At 31.2% G+C, this 16,963-nt stretch carries 15 protein-coding genes and 1 other RNA gene; 10 read left to right on the top strand and 6 right to left on the bottom strand.

What is annotated here, in order from left to right; genetic code table 11:
- Position 1: 1 nt before the first annotated feature.
- The gene (locus tag V8G56_RS11670; RefSeq protein ID WP_395438630.1) at positions 2–1,426 is read right to left on the bottom strand and encodes an ATP-dependent DNA helicase; all 1,425 of its coding nucleotides are present in this window, start codon (positions 1,424–1,426) and stop codon (positions 2–4) included.
- 128 nt (positions 1,427–1,554) lie between these two features.
- Between V8G56_RS11670 and V8G56_RS11675 the strand changes: the two genes are divergently transcribed.
- From V8G56_RS11675 to V8G56_RS11700, 6 genes are all read left to right on the top strand, one after another.
- Positions 1,555–2,295, top strand: coding sequence for a hypothetical protein (locus V8G56_RS11675; RefSeq protein WP_395438631.1), 741 nt, complete (start codon positions 1,555–1,557; stop codon positions 2,293–2,295).
- Positions 2,243–3,100 carry a DUF3822 family protein gene (locus V8G56_RS11680; RefSeq protein WP_395438632.1) on the top strand — a complete coding sequence of 286 codons (858 nt, stop codon included), beginning with the start codon at positions 2,243–2,245 and terminating at the stop codon, positions 3,098–3,100. Before V8G56_RS11675 ends, V8G56_RS11680 begins: the two co-directional genes overlap by 53 nt.
- Positions 3,100–3,639, top strand: a complete 540-nt coding sequence (locus V8G56_RS11685; protein WP_395438633.1) for an RsmD family RNA methyltransferase — start codon at positions 3,100–3,102, stop codon at positions 3,637–3,639. The genes V8G56_RS11680 and V8G56_RS11685 overlap by 1 nt, the downstream gene beginning before the upstream one ends.
- Before the next feature lie 163 nt (positions 3,640–3,802).
- The gene (locus tag V8G56_RS11690; protein WP_395438634.1) at positions 3,803–4,741 is read left to right on the top strand and encodes an ester cyclase; all 939 of its coding nucleotides are present in this window, start codon (positions 3,803–3,805) and stop codon (positions 4,739–4,741) included.
- A gap of 40 nt (positions 4,742–4,781) precedes the next feature.
- Positions 4,782–5,528 (top strand): hypothetical protein, encoded by a 747-nt coding sequence (locus V8G56_RS11695; RefSeq protein ID WP_395438635.1) that lies wholly within the window; start codon positions 4,782–4,784, stop codon positions 5,526–5,528.
- 105 nt (positions 5,529–5,633) lie between these two features.
- Complete coding sequence (locus V8G56_RS11700; RefSeq protein WP_395438636.1) at positions 5,634–6,239, top strand: DUF2306 domain-containing protein; 606 nt, start codon at positions 5,634–5,636, stop codon at positions 6,237–6,239.
- 94 nt (positions 6,240–6,333) lie between these two features.
- Here V8G56_RS11700 and rnpB read toward each other — a convergent pair.
- Positions 6,334–6,643: RNase P RNA component class A (gene rnpB, locus V8G56_RS11705), an RNA gene on the bottom strand.
- Between the two features lie 101 nt (positions 6,644–6,744).
- Here rnpB and V8G56_RS11710 point away from each other — a divergent pair.
- Genes V8G56_RS11710 through miaE form a run of 3 tightly spaced genes read left to right on the top strand, consistent with a single transcriptional unit; the run spans position 6,745 to position 9,659 of the window.
- The gene (locus V8G56_RS11710; RefSeq protein WP_395438637.1) at positions 6,745–8,493 is read left to right on the top strand and encodes a DNA polymerase III subunit gamma/tau; all 1,749 of its coding nucleotides are present in this window, start codon (positions 6,745–6,747) and stop codon (positions 8,491–8,493) included.
- Positions 8,494–8,503: 10 nt separating this feature from the next.
- Complete coding sequence (locus V8G56_RS11715; protein WP_395438638.1) at positions 8,504–9,076, top strand: hypothetical protein; 573 nt, start codon at positions 8,504–8,506, stop codon at positions 9,074–9,076.
- A gap of 1 nt (position 9,077) precedes the next feature.
- Positions 9,078–9,659: a tRNA-(ms[2]io[6]A)-hydroxylase gene (gene miaE, locus V8G56_RS11720; RefSeq protein WP_331630410.1), complete on the top strand. Its 582-nt coding sequence runs from the start codon at positions 9,078–9,080 to the stop codon at positions 9,657–9,659.
- On the opposite strand, the gene V8G56_RS11725 is transcribed toward miaE, so the two are convergent.
- From V8G56_RS11725 to V8G56_RS11740, 4 genes are all read right to left on the bottom strand, one after another.
- Positions 9,656–10,183: a porin family protein gene (locus tag V8G56_RS11725; RefSeq protein ID WP_395438639.1), complete on the bottom strand. Its 528-nt coding sequence runs from the start codon at positions 10,181–10,183 to the stop codon at positions 9,656–9,658. The two genes, miaE and V8G56_RS11725, sit on opposite strands and share 4 nt — an antisense overlap.
- Before the next feature lie 97 nt (positions 10,184–10,280).
- A complete protein-coding gene (locus V8G56_RS11730; RefSeq protein ID WP_395438640.1) occupies positions 10,281–11,186 on the bottom strand; it encodes a Ppx/GppA phosphatase family protein in 906 nt (301 codons plus the stop codon).
- Between the two features lies 1 nt (position 11,187).
- Positions 11,188–13,251: a polyphosphate kinase 1 gene (gene ppk1, locus V8G56_RS11735; RefSeq protein WP_395438641.1), complete on the bottom strand. Its 2,064-nt coding sequence runs from the start codon at positions 13,249–13,251 to the stop codon at positions 11,188–11,190.
- 176 nt (positions 13,252–13,427) lie between these two features.
- Complete coding sequence (locus tag V8G56_RS11740) at positions 13,428–13,913, bottom strand: SixA phosphatase family protein (RefSeq protein ID WP_395438642.1); 486 nt, start codon at positions 13,911–13,913, stop codon at positions 13,428–13,430.
- Positions 13,914–14,459: 546 nt separating this feature from the next.
- Here V8G56_RS11740 and V8G56_RS11745 point away from each other — a divergent pair.
- Positions 14,460–16,963, top strand: a 2,504-nt coding sequence (locus V8G56_RS11745) for an HYR domain-containing protein (RefSeq protein WP_395438643.1), incomplete at its 3' end; no start/stop codon positions are given.

Here is a 16,963-nt window from a genome sequence, read left to right on the forward strand (position 1 = left end):
ACTATGCTTCAAAAAAATCATCTTTGAATCCAATTAAGTAAAGTTTTTCTTTGGCTCTTGTGATTGCAGTATACAGCCATCTCAAATATTCCTTATCAATGCCATTTGGCAAATACGGCTGCTCCACAAAAACCGTGTGCCATTGTCCTCCCTGAGATTTGTGACAAGTAATAGCATAAGAAAACTTAACTTGTAAGGCATTAAAATATTTATTCGATTTTATTTTTAAAAACTTCCTGTAATTACTGCTTTCAGACTCATAATCTTTCATGACTTCTTGATATAATCTATTGGAATCCTCATAAGATAAAGATGGTGATTCAGACTCTATAGTATCAAGCAGTAAAACAGTTTCAAAGGGTTGCATTTTTGGATAATCTACCATTCTTACTTTTACTTCAGCAAAACGAAATCCGTAAAGATCTATAATATTGAAAATTTCAAGTACCTCAATAATATCGCCATTGGCTATAAACCCCGCCTCTGTGGTTGGTTTAATCCAGAAATAATTATTTTTCACCACCATGATATAATCACCAGGGGTTAATTCGTTCTCATTAAATAAAATTCGATCACGAATATTTTTATTGTATAAATTAGCGCGTTTATTACTTCTAACAATAATGGTAGTTTCTTCATTTCCCAAGGTACTATAGGCGTCATTAATAGCATCCATAACTTCCTGACCATCTATTAATCTGACAATATCCTTAAAATCGCTTAAATCAAACTTGAACGAGTCATGAAACGTGTTTAATAAAGCTTCTCGTAATACCGTAGCATTAGCCAGGATTCCTGAATCCATTTCTTGTCTTACCACTTCATCAAGTTCCATTTTTGTAACTTGTTTATTATAATTTAAACTGAGTGTGTTTTCATTTAAAGCCGGACTCAAATCTAATTTTACTGGAGGCAATTGGGCTGTATCACCAATTAAAAGCAATTTGCACTGATGTCCAGAATATACATATTGCATCAAATCATCCAAAAGTGATCCGTTTTCAAAAAGTTTTGATTCTCCGGGTGTATCTGGAATCATAGAGGCTTCATCAACAATAAATAAAGTGTTTTTATGCTTATTCGGCTGAAGTATAAATTTAACACCTCCATTTTTCTCTTTTTTTGGAAAATAAATTTTTTTGTGAATAGTAAAGGCTTCTTTACCTGAATAATTGGAGATTACTTTAGCGGCTCTACCTGTTGGAGCCATTAAAACAGCACTTTTTTTTGCCTTCCATAAATTAGTCACAATTGTGCCAACAATGGTTGTTTTCCCAGTACCTGCGTACCCTTTTAATAAATAAAGTGCATTGGGTTGCTTGTCAAAAATAAATTCAGAGAGTTGATTTAATACAATATTTTGTTTTAGGGTTGGTTCAAACGGAAATTGCTGTTTTATAAGTGAATAAAATTCAGATGAAGTCATTTAATGGCTTAAATATTTAAATTATTCAAATATAGAAATGATTTTTATGAACATTGGTTTTTACGATTAAAAAAAAATTGTAGATTTGCGTAAGACCATTAATATGAAAATTAATAAATAAACTTACTATGTTTAAAATAATTATTATTGCTGTTGTTGTAATTCTAGTAACATTTGGTTTAGTAAAGCTAGTTGACAAATTTATCCCTTCAAAGTTTAAACCATTTTTAATAATTGCTCTCTGGATTCTTATTGGGTTTTTAGGCTATCAGACTTACATGTCCATTTATGAGCCTATTCAGTTCAACAAAGTTAAGAACAAAAGATATGAGGCTGTTATTAAAAGTTTAATTGACATTAGGGATTCTGAACTTGCGTACAAACAAGTGAGAGGTAAATTTACTGATAACTTTGATGACTTAGTAAAGTTTATTGAAACAGATTCATTTACTATTACCCAAAGACGTGATAGTAGTATAGTTGATGTTGAATTAACCAAAAGATTTGGTGGAGTTACTACTTATAAGAGTATTGTTATTGTGGACACCTTAGATCATGTTTCAGTGAAGGATTCTTTATTCAAAACATCTACCCGCTACAAAACAATGATGAACGTTCCTGTAGGACAGGAAGGTGCTAAATTTGAATTGAAAGCTGGTGTTTTAGAGCAAAATGATGTAAAAATTCCGGTTTTTGAAGCTAAGGTTAAAAAAGATATCATTTTATTTGATCAAAACAGAGACCTTGTAATTCAAGAAAATCAGGTAGTTTCAGTTGACGGCGTTAATGGAGATGCTTTAAAAGTAGGCTCTATGGATGAAGTTAACACCAATGGAAACTGGCCAAAAGTATATGGCGCAAACGACTAAAACTTTAAATTTAAATATAAATCAAGAATTGTCCATTCAAGTAAGTTTGAGTGGACTTTCTTTTTGTATCCTGCACAAGGATTCGAATACTATTACTTATATAAAACATATTGCATTTGAAAATAAGGTTAATCCTATTGAGCTGCTCGAAAAATTAAAACAGGTCTTTAATAGTGAAGAATTATTAAATGATAACTTTAATGCCGTCAATGTTATCCATGTTAATGATCTTTCTAGTCTGGTGCCCAAACCACTTTTTAACGAAGATTATCTTGCAGATTATTTGAAATTTAATTTAAAAATTTTAAAATCAGATTTTATAACCTTTGATGCTATTTCAATAAATGATAGTGTTAATGTTTATGTACCTTATGTAAACCTTAATAATTTTATTTATGATCAATATGGCAGCTTTACCTATAAGCACTTTTCAACAGTCTTAATTGAAAATATTTTAGCACTTGAAAAAAATGCTATAGAGACTAAGGTATATGTGCATATTAGCCAAGATCATTTCGAAATTATTATTGTAAATAAAGGCGAACTTTTAATCTATAATACTTTTGATTACACTACTAAGGAAGACTTTATATACTATCTGCTTTTTACTACAGAACAATTAGAATTAAATCCGGAAACACTACATTTAGTTTTTTTAGGTGATATAAACAAAGACAGTGAACTTTATGATGTATCTTATAAATACATTAGAAATGTAAGTTTTGGTAACAGATTTGATTCTTACAATTACAAAAATCAACCAAAAACAAATTATTCTGATTTCACTTTAATAAAAAGTTTCTAATGCGAATCATATCGGGCTTATATAAAAGCAGAAAAATTGTAGCACCCAAGAATCTACCTGTACGCCCCACTACAGATATGGCTAAAGAAGGATTATTTAATGTTTTAAATAATTTATATTATTTTGATGATATATCAGTTTTAGATTTGTTTGCTGGTACTGGTAATATTAGCTATGAATTTGCATCAAGAGGAACCACCAGCCTCATTTGTGTGGATCAGGATTTTGGATGTATCAAGTTTATTAATCAAACGGCAGAAACGTTTAAAATGCCTATACAAACTATTAAAAGTGATGTTTTTAAATATTTAGAAAAAGCCAATATCCAAACCAATATCATTTTTGCTGATCCTCCATATGGTTTTGAGGACGAACAATTTTTTCTAATTTCTGAATTAGTTTTTAAAAACAACCTCTTGCTTGAGGGCGGCTTGCTCATTATTGAACATTCAAAGCACACTATTTTGTCAAATCAAGATTTTTATAGTTATTCAAAAAATTATGGCAGCAATGTCTTTAGTTTTTTTGAAATAAAATAAAGATCAAAAAAATATTTTTTCATAATTCCTTTTTTTTGAGTACATTAGATTTCTCCCTAAGAGTCCCTGACTCTACTCATTCTTATCTTAAACCAAAGAAATAATATTTTTTTGAGTCTTTTTTATGGTTTGCTCTTACTATTAACCAACTAAAATCATAAATATGAAAAAATTTTTATTAATTGGATTGGCTGCTATTTTAATCACAGCTTGTGAAAAAAAAACTAAACAATTTACAATGTCTTCTTCGGAGATTGAAGAAGCAAAAGCGCTAATAAATGATTATCAGAAAGGAGATTGGGAATCTTGGGCTACCCACTATGCCGATACAGCTAAAATTTACCATAATACATGGAAAAATGGAGCTTCAGCAGATGAAACGGCTCAATCATTAAAAGCTATTCTTAGCAATCTTTCTAGTTATCATTTTGAAGTAGACAAAGATCTGCCTTGGTATGAAATGGTTACTAATGATAAAGGAAGTACTTGGGTCTACTTTTGGGGTAATTGGATTGGAGAACTAGCTGCGAATAATAAAAAACTTGAAATACCTGTACACTTGGCTTTTAAATTTGAAGATGGTAAAATAACGAGAGAAGAAGGGTTTTACAATCTTTCAGAATTTACAGCTGCAATGCAGCAGATAGAGAAAGAAAATGCGATGCCTGCAGATGAAAAGGCAATGATGGATAAGATTAATATTTTTGTGAGTGAATTTCTTAATAAAAAAGACGCGTCAGTATTACCTGATATTTTAGCTGATAATTATGTAAAAACCGTTAGTGATGAAAAAGTAGCTTCTGGTAGTCAGGGATTAGTTGAAAATATGAATCCCTTATTTGCTGGATTTCCCGATTTTAAGATTACGTTGCTTCATAAATCATCCTTCTGGGAAAATAATGTAGTCTTGCACTGGCAATTAACTGGTACTAATACCGGAGAATTTAATGGGATTCCTGCAACCGGAAAAAAGGTTAAAGTAACTGGTATGTCACATATAGGCTTTAATAAAGAAGGAAAAGTAGCCATGGAAGATGTTTATTATGATAATTTGAGTTTAATGACTCAGATAGGGCAAACATTATCAACACCTTCTAAATAGAAATATTAAAAAAATTAACCAACTAAATATTATAACTAATATGAAAACAATCAAAGCAACTTTTTTTATGGCTCTTTTAATGAGCTTTACATTTAATTTTTCTCAAGCTCAACAGCGTTATCAAATTCATGTAGATAACGTAAAACCTTCCATGGTAGGTGAATATGAGAAAACAGCAAAAGCATTTGTTGATGCCTGCAATGAGCATAATCCTGAAGGACCTTGGGTTACAGCAACAACAAATGACATGAAATACATGTACATCAGTCCTATGGAAAATTTTGCTGAATTGGATAAAAATCTTTATTCTGATATGTCAAAAGCTATGGGTGATGCGTGGGGTAAAATCTTTTCAGACTTCGATAAATGTTACGATTCTCATTCTGACTTTGTAATAACACTTGCTGAAGGATTAACCTATATGCCTGAAGGTATTTCTATGACTCAAGAAGGATTAAATTACAGAAATTGGTATTATTTATATTATACGCCAGAAAATTCAAGAAATATTTGGGAAGCCATGAAAGGTGTTAAGCAATTATTTGAAAGTAAAGGATCAAAAAGCTATTACAGAGTGTATAGAAGCGGTTTTGGTTGTCCAGAGAACTTTTATTTAGTTGCAGTATCTTCAAAAGATGAGTTAGATTCTGCTGTACAAGGCAAAGCCAATGAAGAAATATTAGGTGAAGAAAGAGGGCCTGTATTTGAAAAATTAATGAAATATGTATCTAGACTTGAAGAAGTCACAGGATACATGAGACCAGATTTATCATACTCACCTAAATAATAAACTAGTAAATCATTATTATCAACCTAACCAACCAATTAAATAAATAAAAAAGGATGCACTTAAAAAAGTATCCTTTTTTTTAATTAAAAAATTCGGACTAAAATGAAATACTTAAAAACAATTTTTCTCATAATTCTTAGCGTAATAGCTTTGTATTATATTATAGATCGTGCTTTTCCATATGCTAATTTTAGCATAGAACAATTTGGAAATTATTATTGGCCCAACAGATGGTGGCTTGTAGGCCATTTATTAGGAGGAATGACCGCATTACTTATTGGCCCGATTCAATTTAGCAACACATTTAGAAACCGCTATATTAAAACTCACAGAAATTTAGGTAAAGTCTACATTATTGCCATAATAATTGGCTCATTATGTGCCATGTATATGAGCTTTACAGTCGCAAAACAAGTCAATACAGCTTGGTGTATAGCGTTGTTCTTTTTAGCATTACCTTGGCTTATAAGTGTATTAATGGCATACAGAATGATAAGACTAAAAAGAATACCACAACACAAAGAATGGATGATTCGCTCGTATGTCATAACCTTTGCATTTGTGTTATTTCGCTTTTTAGATGAAAGCTCTTTAGCTCAATCTATTATGAAAACATTTGAAGAACGCGGCCCAACTTGTATTTGGCTCGCTTGGGCTGTACCCCTTTTCCTTACAGAGGTTTTTTTACAATGGAACAAGAAAAAATAGTATCGTCAACAATATTGTTTTAAGAAAATATCTTTTATCTAACCAACCGTTTTAAATTGAAAAACCCTTCTTAATAATTAAGAAGGGTTTTTTATGAGTAAGTAAATCTATAAGCCGAATTCTGTACTCAACAAAGAGCCCTTATCATTTATCTGAATGTATTGTTACCAATACATTTTAGCTGTCTACCCTCCAGCATCAGGCGTGCAGCCTTCAAGCACTGGTTTACATGACATTGCACCACATAGAGTTTACCTGATTTCACTACAGCATTACCTGTACATCCTTTCTGTTGCACTTTTCCTAATCTCACGACTGGTGGCCATTAACCACTATGTTGCACTATGGTGTTCGGACTTTCCTCCATTTCAATAAATTAAAATAGCGATAAGGCGATTTACTTATTTGCAAAAGTACATAAATTGTTAATAACTCCTTTTAAATTTCAACAGCATAATACTTAATTTTATACCGAATTTTTAACTTTGTTATTCAAGAAATTTCAATGGAGCATTTTGTTGTATCGGCTAGAAAATACAGACCACAAACTTTTAAGGATGTTGTGGGTCAGCAGGCTATTACAAATACTTTATTAAATGCCATTGAACATAATCATTTAGCTCAGGCCTTATTATTTACAGGTCCTAGAGGTGTAGGCAAAACAACTTGTGCCAGAATTCTCGCTAAAATGATAAATAGTGAAGGCAGTGTATCAGATGATGAAGATTTTGCTTTTAATATTTTTGAACTTGATGCGGCTTCTAACAATTCTGTTGATGATATAAGAAGTTTAACGGATCAGGTTAGAATACCACCACAAGTTGGAAAATACAAGGTTTATATTATTGATGAGGTACATATGTTGTCTCAATCAGCTTTTAATGCCTTTTTAAAAACTTTAGAAGAGCCCCCTAAACATTGCATTTTTATTTTAGCTACTACAGAGAAACATAAAATAATCCCTACCATACTATCACGATGTCAAATATTTGATTTTAAACGTATTACAGTTAAGGATGCTAAAGAATATTTAAAATACATTGCTAAAGAACAAGGTGTTACCGCTGATGATGATGCCTTGCACATCATTGCTCAAAAGGCCGATGGAGCGATGCGAGATGCCCTTTCAATTTTTGATAGAGTTGTGAGCTTTTCCGGAAAAAACTTAACCAGACAGGCTGTAACTGAAAATTTGAATGTACTTGATTATGAAACGTATTTTACAAGTACAGATCTTATTTTAAATAATAAAATTCCTGAACTTTTAATTCAATTCAATGAAACCTTATCTAAAGGTTTTGACGGACATCATTACATGGCAGGACTGGCTTCGCATTTCAGAGATTTATTAGTTAGTAAAACCCCGCAAACTTTAGATTTACTGGAAGTTGGTGAACAAACTAAATTAAAGTACTTAGAACAGGCTAAAAGTGCCAGCCAAGAGTTTTTATTGGAAGGAATAAGATTAGCAAATGATTGCGATCTGAAATATAAAAGCAGTAAAAATCAAAGATTACTTATTGAACTTTGTCTTATGCAACTTGCCTCTATCACTTTTGATGGAGAAAAAAAAAATACTAAACATTACATAATTCCGCCTTCCTATTTTAAAAATAAAGGAATTACACCTATTCCAGTTACTTTACCACAAACCAACCAGGATCAAGTTTCTGAATCAGTTTCTCCACCAACAGCTGAAAAAAATATTCAAAATCACGGCTTGAAAGAATCTGAATTAAGCTCAGAAAATTCAATTGTTTCGGAACCACCAAAAATAATATTAAATAAAGAAGTCAAAAGATCTTCAGGCTTATCTTTAAGCAGCATCAGAGCTAAAAAGGAATTCCAAATTAAACAAATGGATGTTGTTATAAATGAAGAAGATTTACCAAAAGAAGACTTTACTGAAAAACAACTTATTGATTGCTGGAAAGCGTTTATTAAAATTCTTCAAGATGAAGGCAAACATAATTTAGCCTCAATTTTATCTATTGATATTCCAAAGGTAAACGGTACGACTATTCATTTAGAATTTCCAAACTTTACCAATAAGGTTGAGTTAGAACGACAACAATATGATCTTTTATCCTTTATTAGAAAATCTTTAAATAATTTTGATATAAATTTATCTATCACCGTTAATGAAGAAAAAGAAAAGCAATATGCCTATACAGCAAAAGAGAAATATAACAAATTAAAGGAAAAAAATCCGCATATTGAATCTTTAAGAAAGACTTTTGATTTAGATATATAAATTGTTGTATATGAAGCATTTAACTTTTATTATTTTTTTAATTTCCTTTGTTTTAATTAGCTGTGATGGCAGAAGTAAAATTTATAAATCAAATCAAGAGATTCTAAAAGAACATGGATTATATGAGGCGTTTTCAGAACGTATTAACTATATCCCAGAATCCTATTTAGAAACTAGCACAGATACAATTTTAAGTAATGGCTACGAGATAAAAATAAAGTCATATACTGATATGAATAATAGTTTATTGAATACTTACACTAAAAATAATATCCAGCACAAAAACTATTATAGAAATATAAACTCAAGTATAACTATCATAAAAAATAATCAGGAAATTTTATCAAAGCTTATCAATAAAGAGGCTCTTATTACATGTGATAAATCCTTGGAAAAGATGATACAAAATAAAATACTGCAAGGCGTTTGGATAAATGAATATGCTTCTATAATCAATAATAAGGTGATAATAAACGTATTGTTTGTTGAGCCTGGGACTAATAAAAACATTAATTACTCCTTAGAGTTTGACGCGCAAGGAAAATTGTTTATCACTGATAAATTAAATCAAAAATACAGCTAATATGTTAGGTTTAAAGCTTCCAACAGATCCAAGATGGGTTAATATTGTTGAAAAAAACATAGAAGAAATACTTACTGACCATGCTTTTTGTGAGCAAAAGGCAACAAGTACCGCTATTTCTTTAATAGTAAGTTTTCCTGAGTATTCAGAATTGGTTCAAGAAATGACTTCTTTAGTGAAAGAAGAAATCAGTCATTTTAAAATGGTACATGATAAAATTATTGCGAGAGGCTGGACACTTGGAAGAGACAGGCGAGATGATTACGTTATAGAACTCGTAAAATTCTTTCCCAAAGGAGGTAGCAGAACTACGCAATTGGTGCATCGATTGCTTTATGCGGCTTTAATTGAAGCTAGAAGTTGTGAACGCTTTAGATTACTTTCAGAAGAGTTAAAAGATAAAGAGTTGGCAGAATTCTATAAAAACTTAATGATAAGTGAAGCCAATCATTATACTATGTTTCTAGGGTTTGCCCGTAAATATGGAGATAGAAAAGAAGTTGATGCTAAATGGCAACAACTCCTTGAATATGAATCTAAAATTATAAGTAATTTAGGAAAAACTGAAGCTATTCATGGTTAAAATTTGTAACCAACTCCAATCTGCATGTTCGTATTAATGGCCTTAATGCCTAATTCTTCATCAAAAATATTTGAAAAACCATAGGTATATCTAGCGTCCATAAAAATCATAGGTGTAATATTAAAAGATAAACCACCAACCCCTGAATAAGCGAAATTTCTGATACCATCATCCACTTTATTGATCTTTAACCCAACTTGCGGGCCAATCTCAAAAAATAACCTAGGACCAAGTTTAAAGTCAAATAGGATAGGTGCTTGAATATAATCCAGGTTTAGAGGTTCTTGCTTTGCACCTTCCGCAGAAAATTGTAATTCAGGAGAGATACTAATTTTATTTGATAACCTAAATTCTGCAAAAAAACCAATTACAAAACCATTTCTGTGTTTGTTATCTGCTAAAGAATTACCATCAAAATCTAAATTTGAAATGTTTAATCCACCACGAACGCCATATTTTGCATCTTGAGAAAATCCATAATACGAGTAACCAAGTACTAAAACTAATACTAATAATTTTTTCATAATTAATAGGTTTGGGTTTTAATTTAAAGCAATAAATGCCAACGAATATATATCTTATTCCGAAAAAATATATATTTAAAAGCTAAAGTGCAGAATTTTACTGTGTATTGCTTGAAACCGTATCATAGTATATACTTTTAATAATACCATCAGCCAAACCAATTTTGGGAACATAAATATGCTTTGCCCCACTCCATTTCATAGAGGATAGATAGATTCTCATAGCTGGAATAATAACATCCGCTCTATCCTGATTCAAATCTAGAATGGTAATTCGCTCATCATAAGAGTAACTTTGCAAAATGTTATAATAAGAAGTTAAATAAAAATAGGTTAGAGGTTTACCCATGGCTTTACCCGAAACTTTGAAGATTTTATTTATGTTTCCACCAGAACCAATGACTTCAATTTTATCATATAAATTCGCCTGAGATTTAATCCATAATTCCAATTCTAACCAAGCATCCTTTTTAACCATGTCATTTAGCAACCTTACCGTACCAATTTGAAAAGATCTTGACGCAACCGATTTCCCTTCGTGAATTACGGTGAACTCCGTACTTCCTCCTCCAACATCTACATACAAATAGGTTTTATCATTATCAATATATGTATGTAAATCTGTTGCGGCTATGATTGCTGCCTCTTCTTCACCTTCAATAATATCAATACGGATCTTTGAATTTTTATAAACCAATTTAGCCACTTCTTTGCCATTTATCGCTTCTCGCATGGCCGACGTAGCGCAAGCTTTATATTTAACAACCTTATGAGATTTCATTAATAATTTAAACGCCAGCATCGTATCTGTAATGCGTTGCGTATTTTCTTCAGAGATTTTTTGCGAAATAAACACATCTGAACCTAAACGTATGGGAACCCTAACCAGTGAGTTCTTTTTAAATAAAACTGGTTTTCCAGCCTCCTCAATAACGTTCATAATAAGCAATCTTACGGCATTGGAACCAATATCAATTGCGGCATATTTTTGAATTAATAACATACTAGTTATTTAACTTTTTTGAATAATAATCATAAATTGCCAGTTGAGACCTAATTTCTTCTTTATTATTCTTTCTGTATTCATTATTTTGTGAATCATTTAGAATCCTCGCCTTTACATTATCGCTCCAACTTATTTCAAAAGTATCTAAAAGCTCATTCTTAATATTTTCATCATAAATGGGACAACTTACTTCTACTCTATTTTCTATGTTTCTTGTCATCCAATCCGCTGAAGAAATATATACCTTAGGATTATTATTATTACCAAATACATAAAGCCTTGAATGTTCTAAAAATTTATCAACTATACTAATAACTTCAATATTTTCACTCATCCCTTTAATCCCTGGAATTAAACAACAAATACCACGAACAATCATTTGAATTTTAACGCCTGCATTACTGGCTTCATAAAGTTTGTCAACCATATTATAACTTGTAATACTATTCATTTTGACTTTTATATATCCGGGTTTACCACTTTTCACATTATAAATCTCTGTGTCAATCAAATTAAACAAGGCTTTTTGGGTATAATGAGGCGATGTAATAATGTGCTTGTATTTAAAAATCTGATAATTGGTTTCAAAAAATTCAAAAACCTTATCTAAATCCTTAAGGATACTTTGATTAGCTGTAAATAAGGTATTATCGGTATAAATTTTTGCAGTAGATTCATTGAAATTACCTGTACTAATAAAGCCATATCTCTTAATTTTTTTTCCTTCTTCCCTTTCAATGACACACATTTTACTATGAACTTTTAAGCCTTGAACTCCAAAAACCAAATGGATGCCTTCTTTTTCCATTTGATGTGCATAATCAATATTGGCTTGTTCATCAAATCTTGCTTGCAATTCAATTGAAACGGTCACATTCTTTCCATTTATAGCGGCGTTTATTAATGAACTAGCTACATGAGAAATCTCAGCAAGTCTATAAATAGTAATTTTAATAGTTTTTACTTTTGGATCTAAAGCAGCCTCTCTTAAAAATTTTACGACATAGGAGAAAGTATGATAAGGTGCGTATAGAAGATAATCCTTTTTTGAAATTTCTTCAAAAATACTTCCTTCAAGACTTAATCCTTTAATTGGTAGTTCCTTGATTTTTTCATAAAGAAGATCTGTTCTTCCCAAACTTGGAAAACTCATATAATCTCTCCGATTGTGATATCTGCCTCCTGGAATAATACTGTCTGCAGTATCAATCCCCATTTTTGTCATTAAATATTCTAAAGTTTCTTTATGAATGTTTTTATCATATACAAAACGAACCGGCTGCCCTATTTGTCTATCCTTAACACTATCTGAAATTTTTTCAATAAAACTTTTACTTAAATCACTTTCAAAATCAAGTTCAGCATCCCGTGTAATTTTAATCATATGCGCTGAAATGGCCTTATAATTAAATATATTGAAGATGTCGTTTAAAAAATATCTCAATAAATCATCAATCATAATGATATAATTCTTCCCCTCATTTTGAGGCAGTTCAATAAAACGATTAAAGGTTTTAGGTATTTCAATCAAAGCAAATTGCTTTTGATTATCTTTCATAACCATCCTAACTGCTAAATAAGCAGCACTGTCTTTTAAATTTGGAAGATCAACAACATCATTTAAAATGATTGTTACTAATGCAGGACTAATTTTTTGAATAAAATAGTTTTTTAGAAAATCATGATGAAAATCTTGGATTTGAGTTTCATCAATTCTAAAAATATTTTCCTTTTCTAGTTTCTTTTCAATATTACTTAAAATGTCTAGACTGTCGCTTTGTTGTTTAATAACAATTTTAGTGATAATTTCAAGTAATTCAGCCGCTTTAATACCTCCAAGCTCGCTTTTACCTGCTTTCCCGGCCTGTACAATTCGCTTTACAGTTGCATACCTTACTTTAAAAAATTCATCTAAATTGTTAGAAAAAATACCTAAAAACCGCAAGCGTTCAATGAGTGGTACTGATTTATCTGCAGCTTCTTGTAAAACCCTCGCATTAAACTGTAACCAACTTATTTCTCTGTTAATGTAAATATTAGAGTGCTTTTCGTTTTTAGTCATTTAAAATTCTAATTATTGACAAATATATTCTATTTAAACAAAATATATAAACTATAACTAATGAAATAAAGGCTTATTTTCTGCGACTTTTAAGAGATGTGAAAATTACTTTCCATCATGATTAATCAGTAATTATTAGTTTACTAAATGTTTAAAAAAATTGAAACTTGTAATTTTTAAAATTTTAAATCTCTAGGAAATAGGGTTTTTATGGTTCTTCCCTTTTTGAGTTCCTTCCAAGAATTAATTTCAAAAATTATTATAGTAACGCCACATGTTGGAACATTATCAATAATTGTATCTCCAAAACTATTAACAAAGTTTGTGATGGCATTATTATGACCAAAAATCATTAGCTCAGTAATGGTATCATTGCTATTTTTTATAACCCTTATTAATGACTCTCCATAAAAATCATATAATTCATCATTTAAATTGAATTTTTCCAAATCAAAATTCAGGTTTTTTATAAAAATTTCAGCGGTTGTTTTAGCTCTTACAGCTTCACTGGATACTATTAAATCTGGATTAATTTGACTTTTTAAATTATGGGAAATCATATCCGCATCCCTTAATCCTCTCTTGCTTAAAGACCTAGTATGATCTGGGATATCGTATTCCCAAGAAGATTTTGCATGCCTTATTAAGATTAATTTTTTCATATTTACTCGTTTAAATGCATTTTTTATCGGCAAAATGTTGTTTTTTTCGTTTAAATGTATTTTATTTGCAGATTAATATTAATTGAATTTGAAATATTTTTTAAAAAAATTAACAAATAATGGTTGATATCATTATATCGCTAAATTAAACGATAATCACGTTAAAATTAAATGTTAGAGCGTTTTGTCGAATATTTATGTGCTATAACATATAATTTTTTTTTAGTTGCAACATGTACGTTATTTTGTTATACATATTTAATAGAAATTTATGACCCCAAATCAAATTTCAACTACGATTAAAACATTTTTAATCAATGTTTCTCCCTCACTGTTTTTCCCTCAAAAACTTTTATTAAGTGTATTTTTATTGGTAGCTAAACGCAATTAATAAAATTCACATGAATTTGTTTAAATATTAGTTTTAAATAAAATCTAAATAAGTCATGAAAAAGAACAAGACCCTTTCTCTTTACATCTTTTTATTAATTTGTATAATCAAAATTAAATATTAAAAGTTGCTATAGTATTATAATTTACAAGCCTATGAAAACTATTACTCTAAAAACTAATTTACAAAGATATTTAGTACTTATACTATTTATGTGCCTTGGTTTTTCCAATTTATACAGTCAGGATAATAGCTGCATTACCTTAGCTAATTGTCCAAGCGACATTGCGGTTTGTGCCGACACCTATGCAATTCCAGGTGATACGTCCTCTCCTTATGGTGCAAATGTAATTTGGAACACCCCAGATGTTTCTCAAACTTGTTCTAATAATAGCACAGGAGGTAACTTCAATATGTTGTTTGAATTAAATGAACAATTACTATCACAAGATTGCTGGAATTTTAATTATATATCACGTGTTGGTACGGGTGGTGGATATGTAAAATTATTTTCTGGAAATGATCGTGATAAGGATGAAAAATCTAAAATTCTTACACCTTATCTTATTTTAGAAGATGATACCAATGTAACTATAGACCTTGTTTATGATCAAGGGAACTATAACGTTCAATTATTTTTAGATGGAGGGATAGACAATCTTGGTAACCCTTATCCTAATAAAGCTCTTAATACTTATACTGTTACTGGTGCGCAATCCACATATTCATGGGCTGTTAATTTTGACCCAGGAAACGGTGCTGTAACAGGTATCACAGGAATTTATAAACTTCGTTTTGTTTTTACATATATAGGCGACAAACCTACTAATGCAAATACTGGTGATACTATAATTGCTATTGAAGGTTTTTTAAATGAAGATGGTTGTAAGGCTGGAATTGATTTTACAGTAACTGGTCCTAACCAAGGATTTTATCCTGTTGGAGTCCATAATTTACAATATATTGCAACTTACACTGCCCCTGATGGAAGTGTGATAACAAAATCTTGTTCATTTACAATTACTGTGGTTGGTCTAGAAGTGACAGCTACGGGTACAGATGTTTCTTGTTCTGGAGAAACTGATGGACAAATTAGAGTTCAAGGTTCAGGAGCAATCAATGATGGTAATTCAGCTTCCACATATAAACTTTTTGATTCCAATGATGTGAAAATAGGAGAATTTTCATATCCACTAACTACTAATCCTAACACTGTTTATACGTTTACTCCAGAAAATACTAATAATCCTATTGGTGCTGGAACGTATACTATTGAATTTGATCAGGTAATTAATGGAGGTGCTACCTGTCAAGCTACAACAACTGTTACTATTGGTACTGATCCCGACACGACTCCACCAGTTTTTTCATCTTGCCCTACAGATATATCTGTAAATAATGACACAGGTGAATGTGGTGCTTTAGTGACTTGGACACAACCTATAGCTGGAGATAATTGTGAAATTGCTTCACTTACGAGTAATTTTAATTCTGGTGATACTTTCCCTGTTGGAACTACCACTGTAACGTATACTGCAACTGATGGTGTAGGGCTTACTACATACTGTAGTTTTGATGTTATTGTAACCGATAACGAAGCTCCAACTATTACTTGTCCTGATGATATTGTTGTAAGTAATGATGCTGATAGCTGTGACGCTGTGGTGAATTATACTACGCCAGTTGGAACAGATAACTGTCCAGATGCTAATACTGTACTTACTGCTGGTTTGGCTTCTGGTAGTGCCTTCCCAATAGGAACTACTCTTGTCACTTATCAAGTAACTGATGCTGCTGGTAGAACTGCTCAGTGTAGCTTTAATGTGATTGTGAACGATACTCAAGACCCAATAATTACTTGCCCAGGTGATGTAACCGCTAATACTTCTGATGATGGTGAAGGAAATTGTTCAACTACTGTGTTATTAGGAAGTCCAGTAGCAAATGATAACTGTGTCATAAAATCTATAGTTGCTCAAGTTGGTGGTGTTGATATTGATCCTACAACTTTTGAATTTGATTTAGGTGAAACTCTTGTAACTTGGATTGTAACAGATGATTCAGATAGAACTGCTAGTTGTGATCAAACTGTAACGATAATTGATGATGAATCACCGCGTTTCGATGCGCCTCCTACAGTTACTATAACTTGTAATGATGATCCAGACGATTTAACTCTAACTGGTACTGTTACGAGATATAATATTGATAATTGTGATTCAACTCCTTTAGATCCCGTATATTCTGATAGTACTGCACCTGGTACTTGTCCTATAATAACTGTAATTACTAGAACTTGGACAATTTATGACCTTACAGGTAATTTTCATACACATACACAAACTATTAATGTTGTCCCCGATACGCTAGTTATTAGTGATGTACCAAATGAAACAGTAACTGCTGGAACGTATTCAACACAAGAAGATTTAGATACTGCCTTTGCTGCATGGTTAAATAATTTCTCTGTAAGCGGTGGATGTAGTCCATCTGGAGACTTTGCTGAACAATATACTGCTCCTGCTTTATGTGGTGGTTCTGTAGACGTCGTTTATAATGTAACCGATTTATGTCAAACAGGACAAGATACGGCTACATTTACGGTAACTCCTGCTGATGCCTTAGTTATCAGCGATGTTCAAGATCTTACTGTTAATGC

The organism is Gaetbulibacter aquiaggeris (assembly GCF_044003965.1).
In the GTDB taxonomy this organism is placed as follows: domain Bacteria; phylum Bacteroidota; class Bacteroidia; order Flavobacteriales; family Flavobacteriaceae; genus Yeosuana; species Yeosuana aquiaggeris.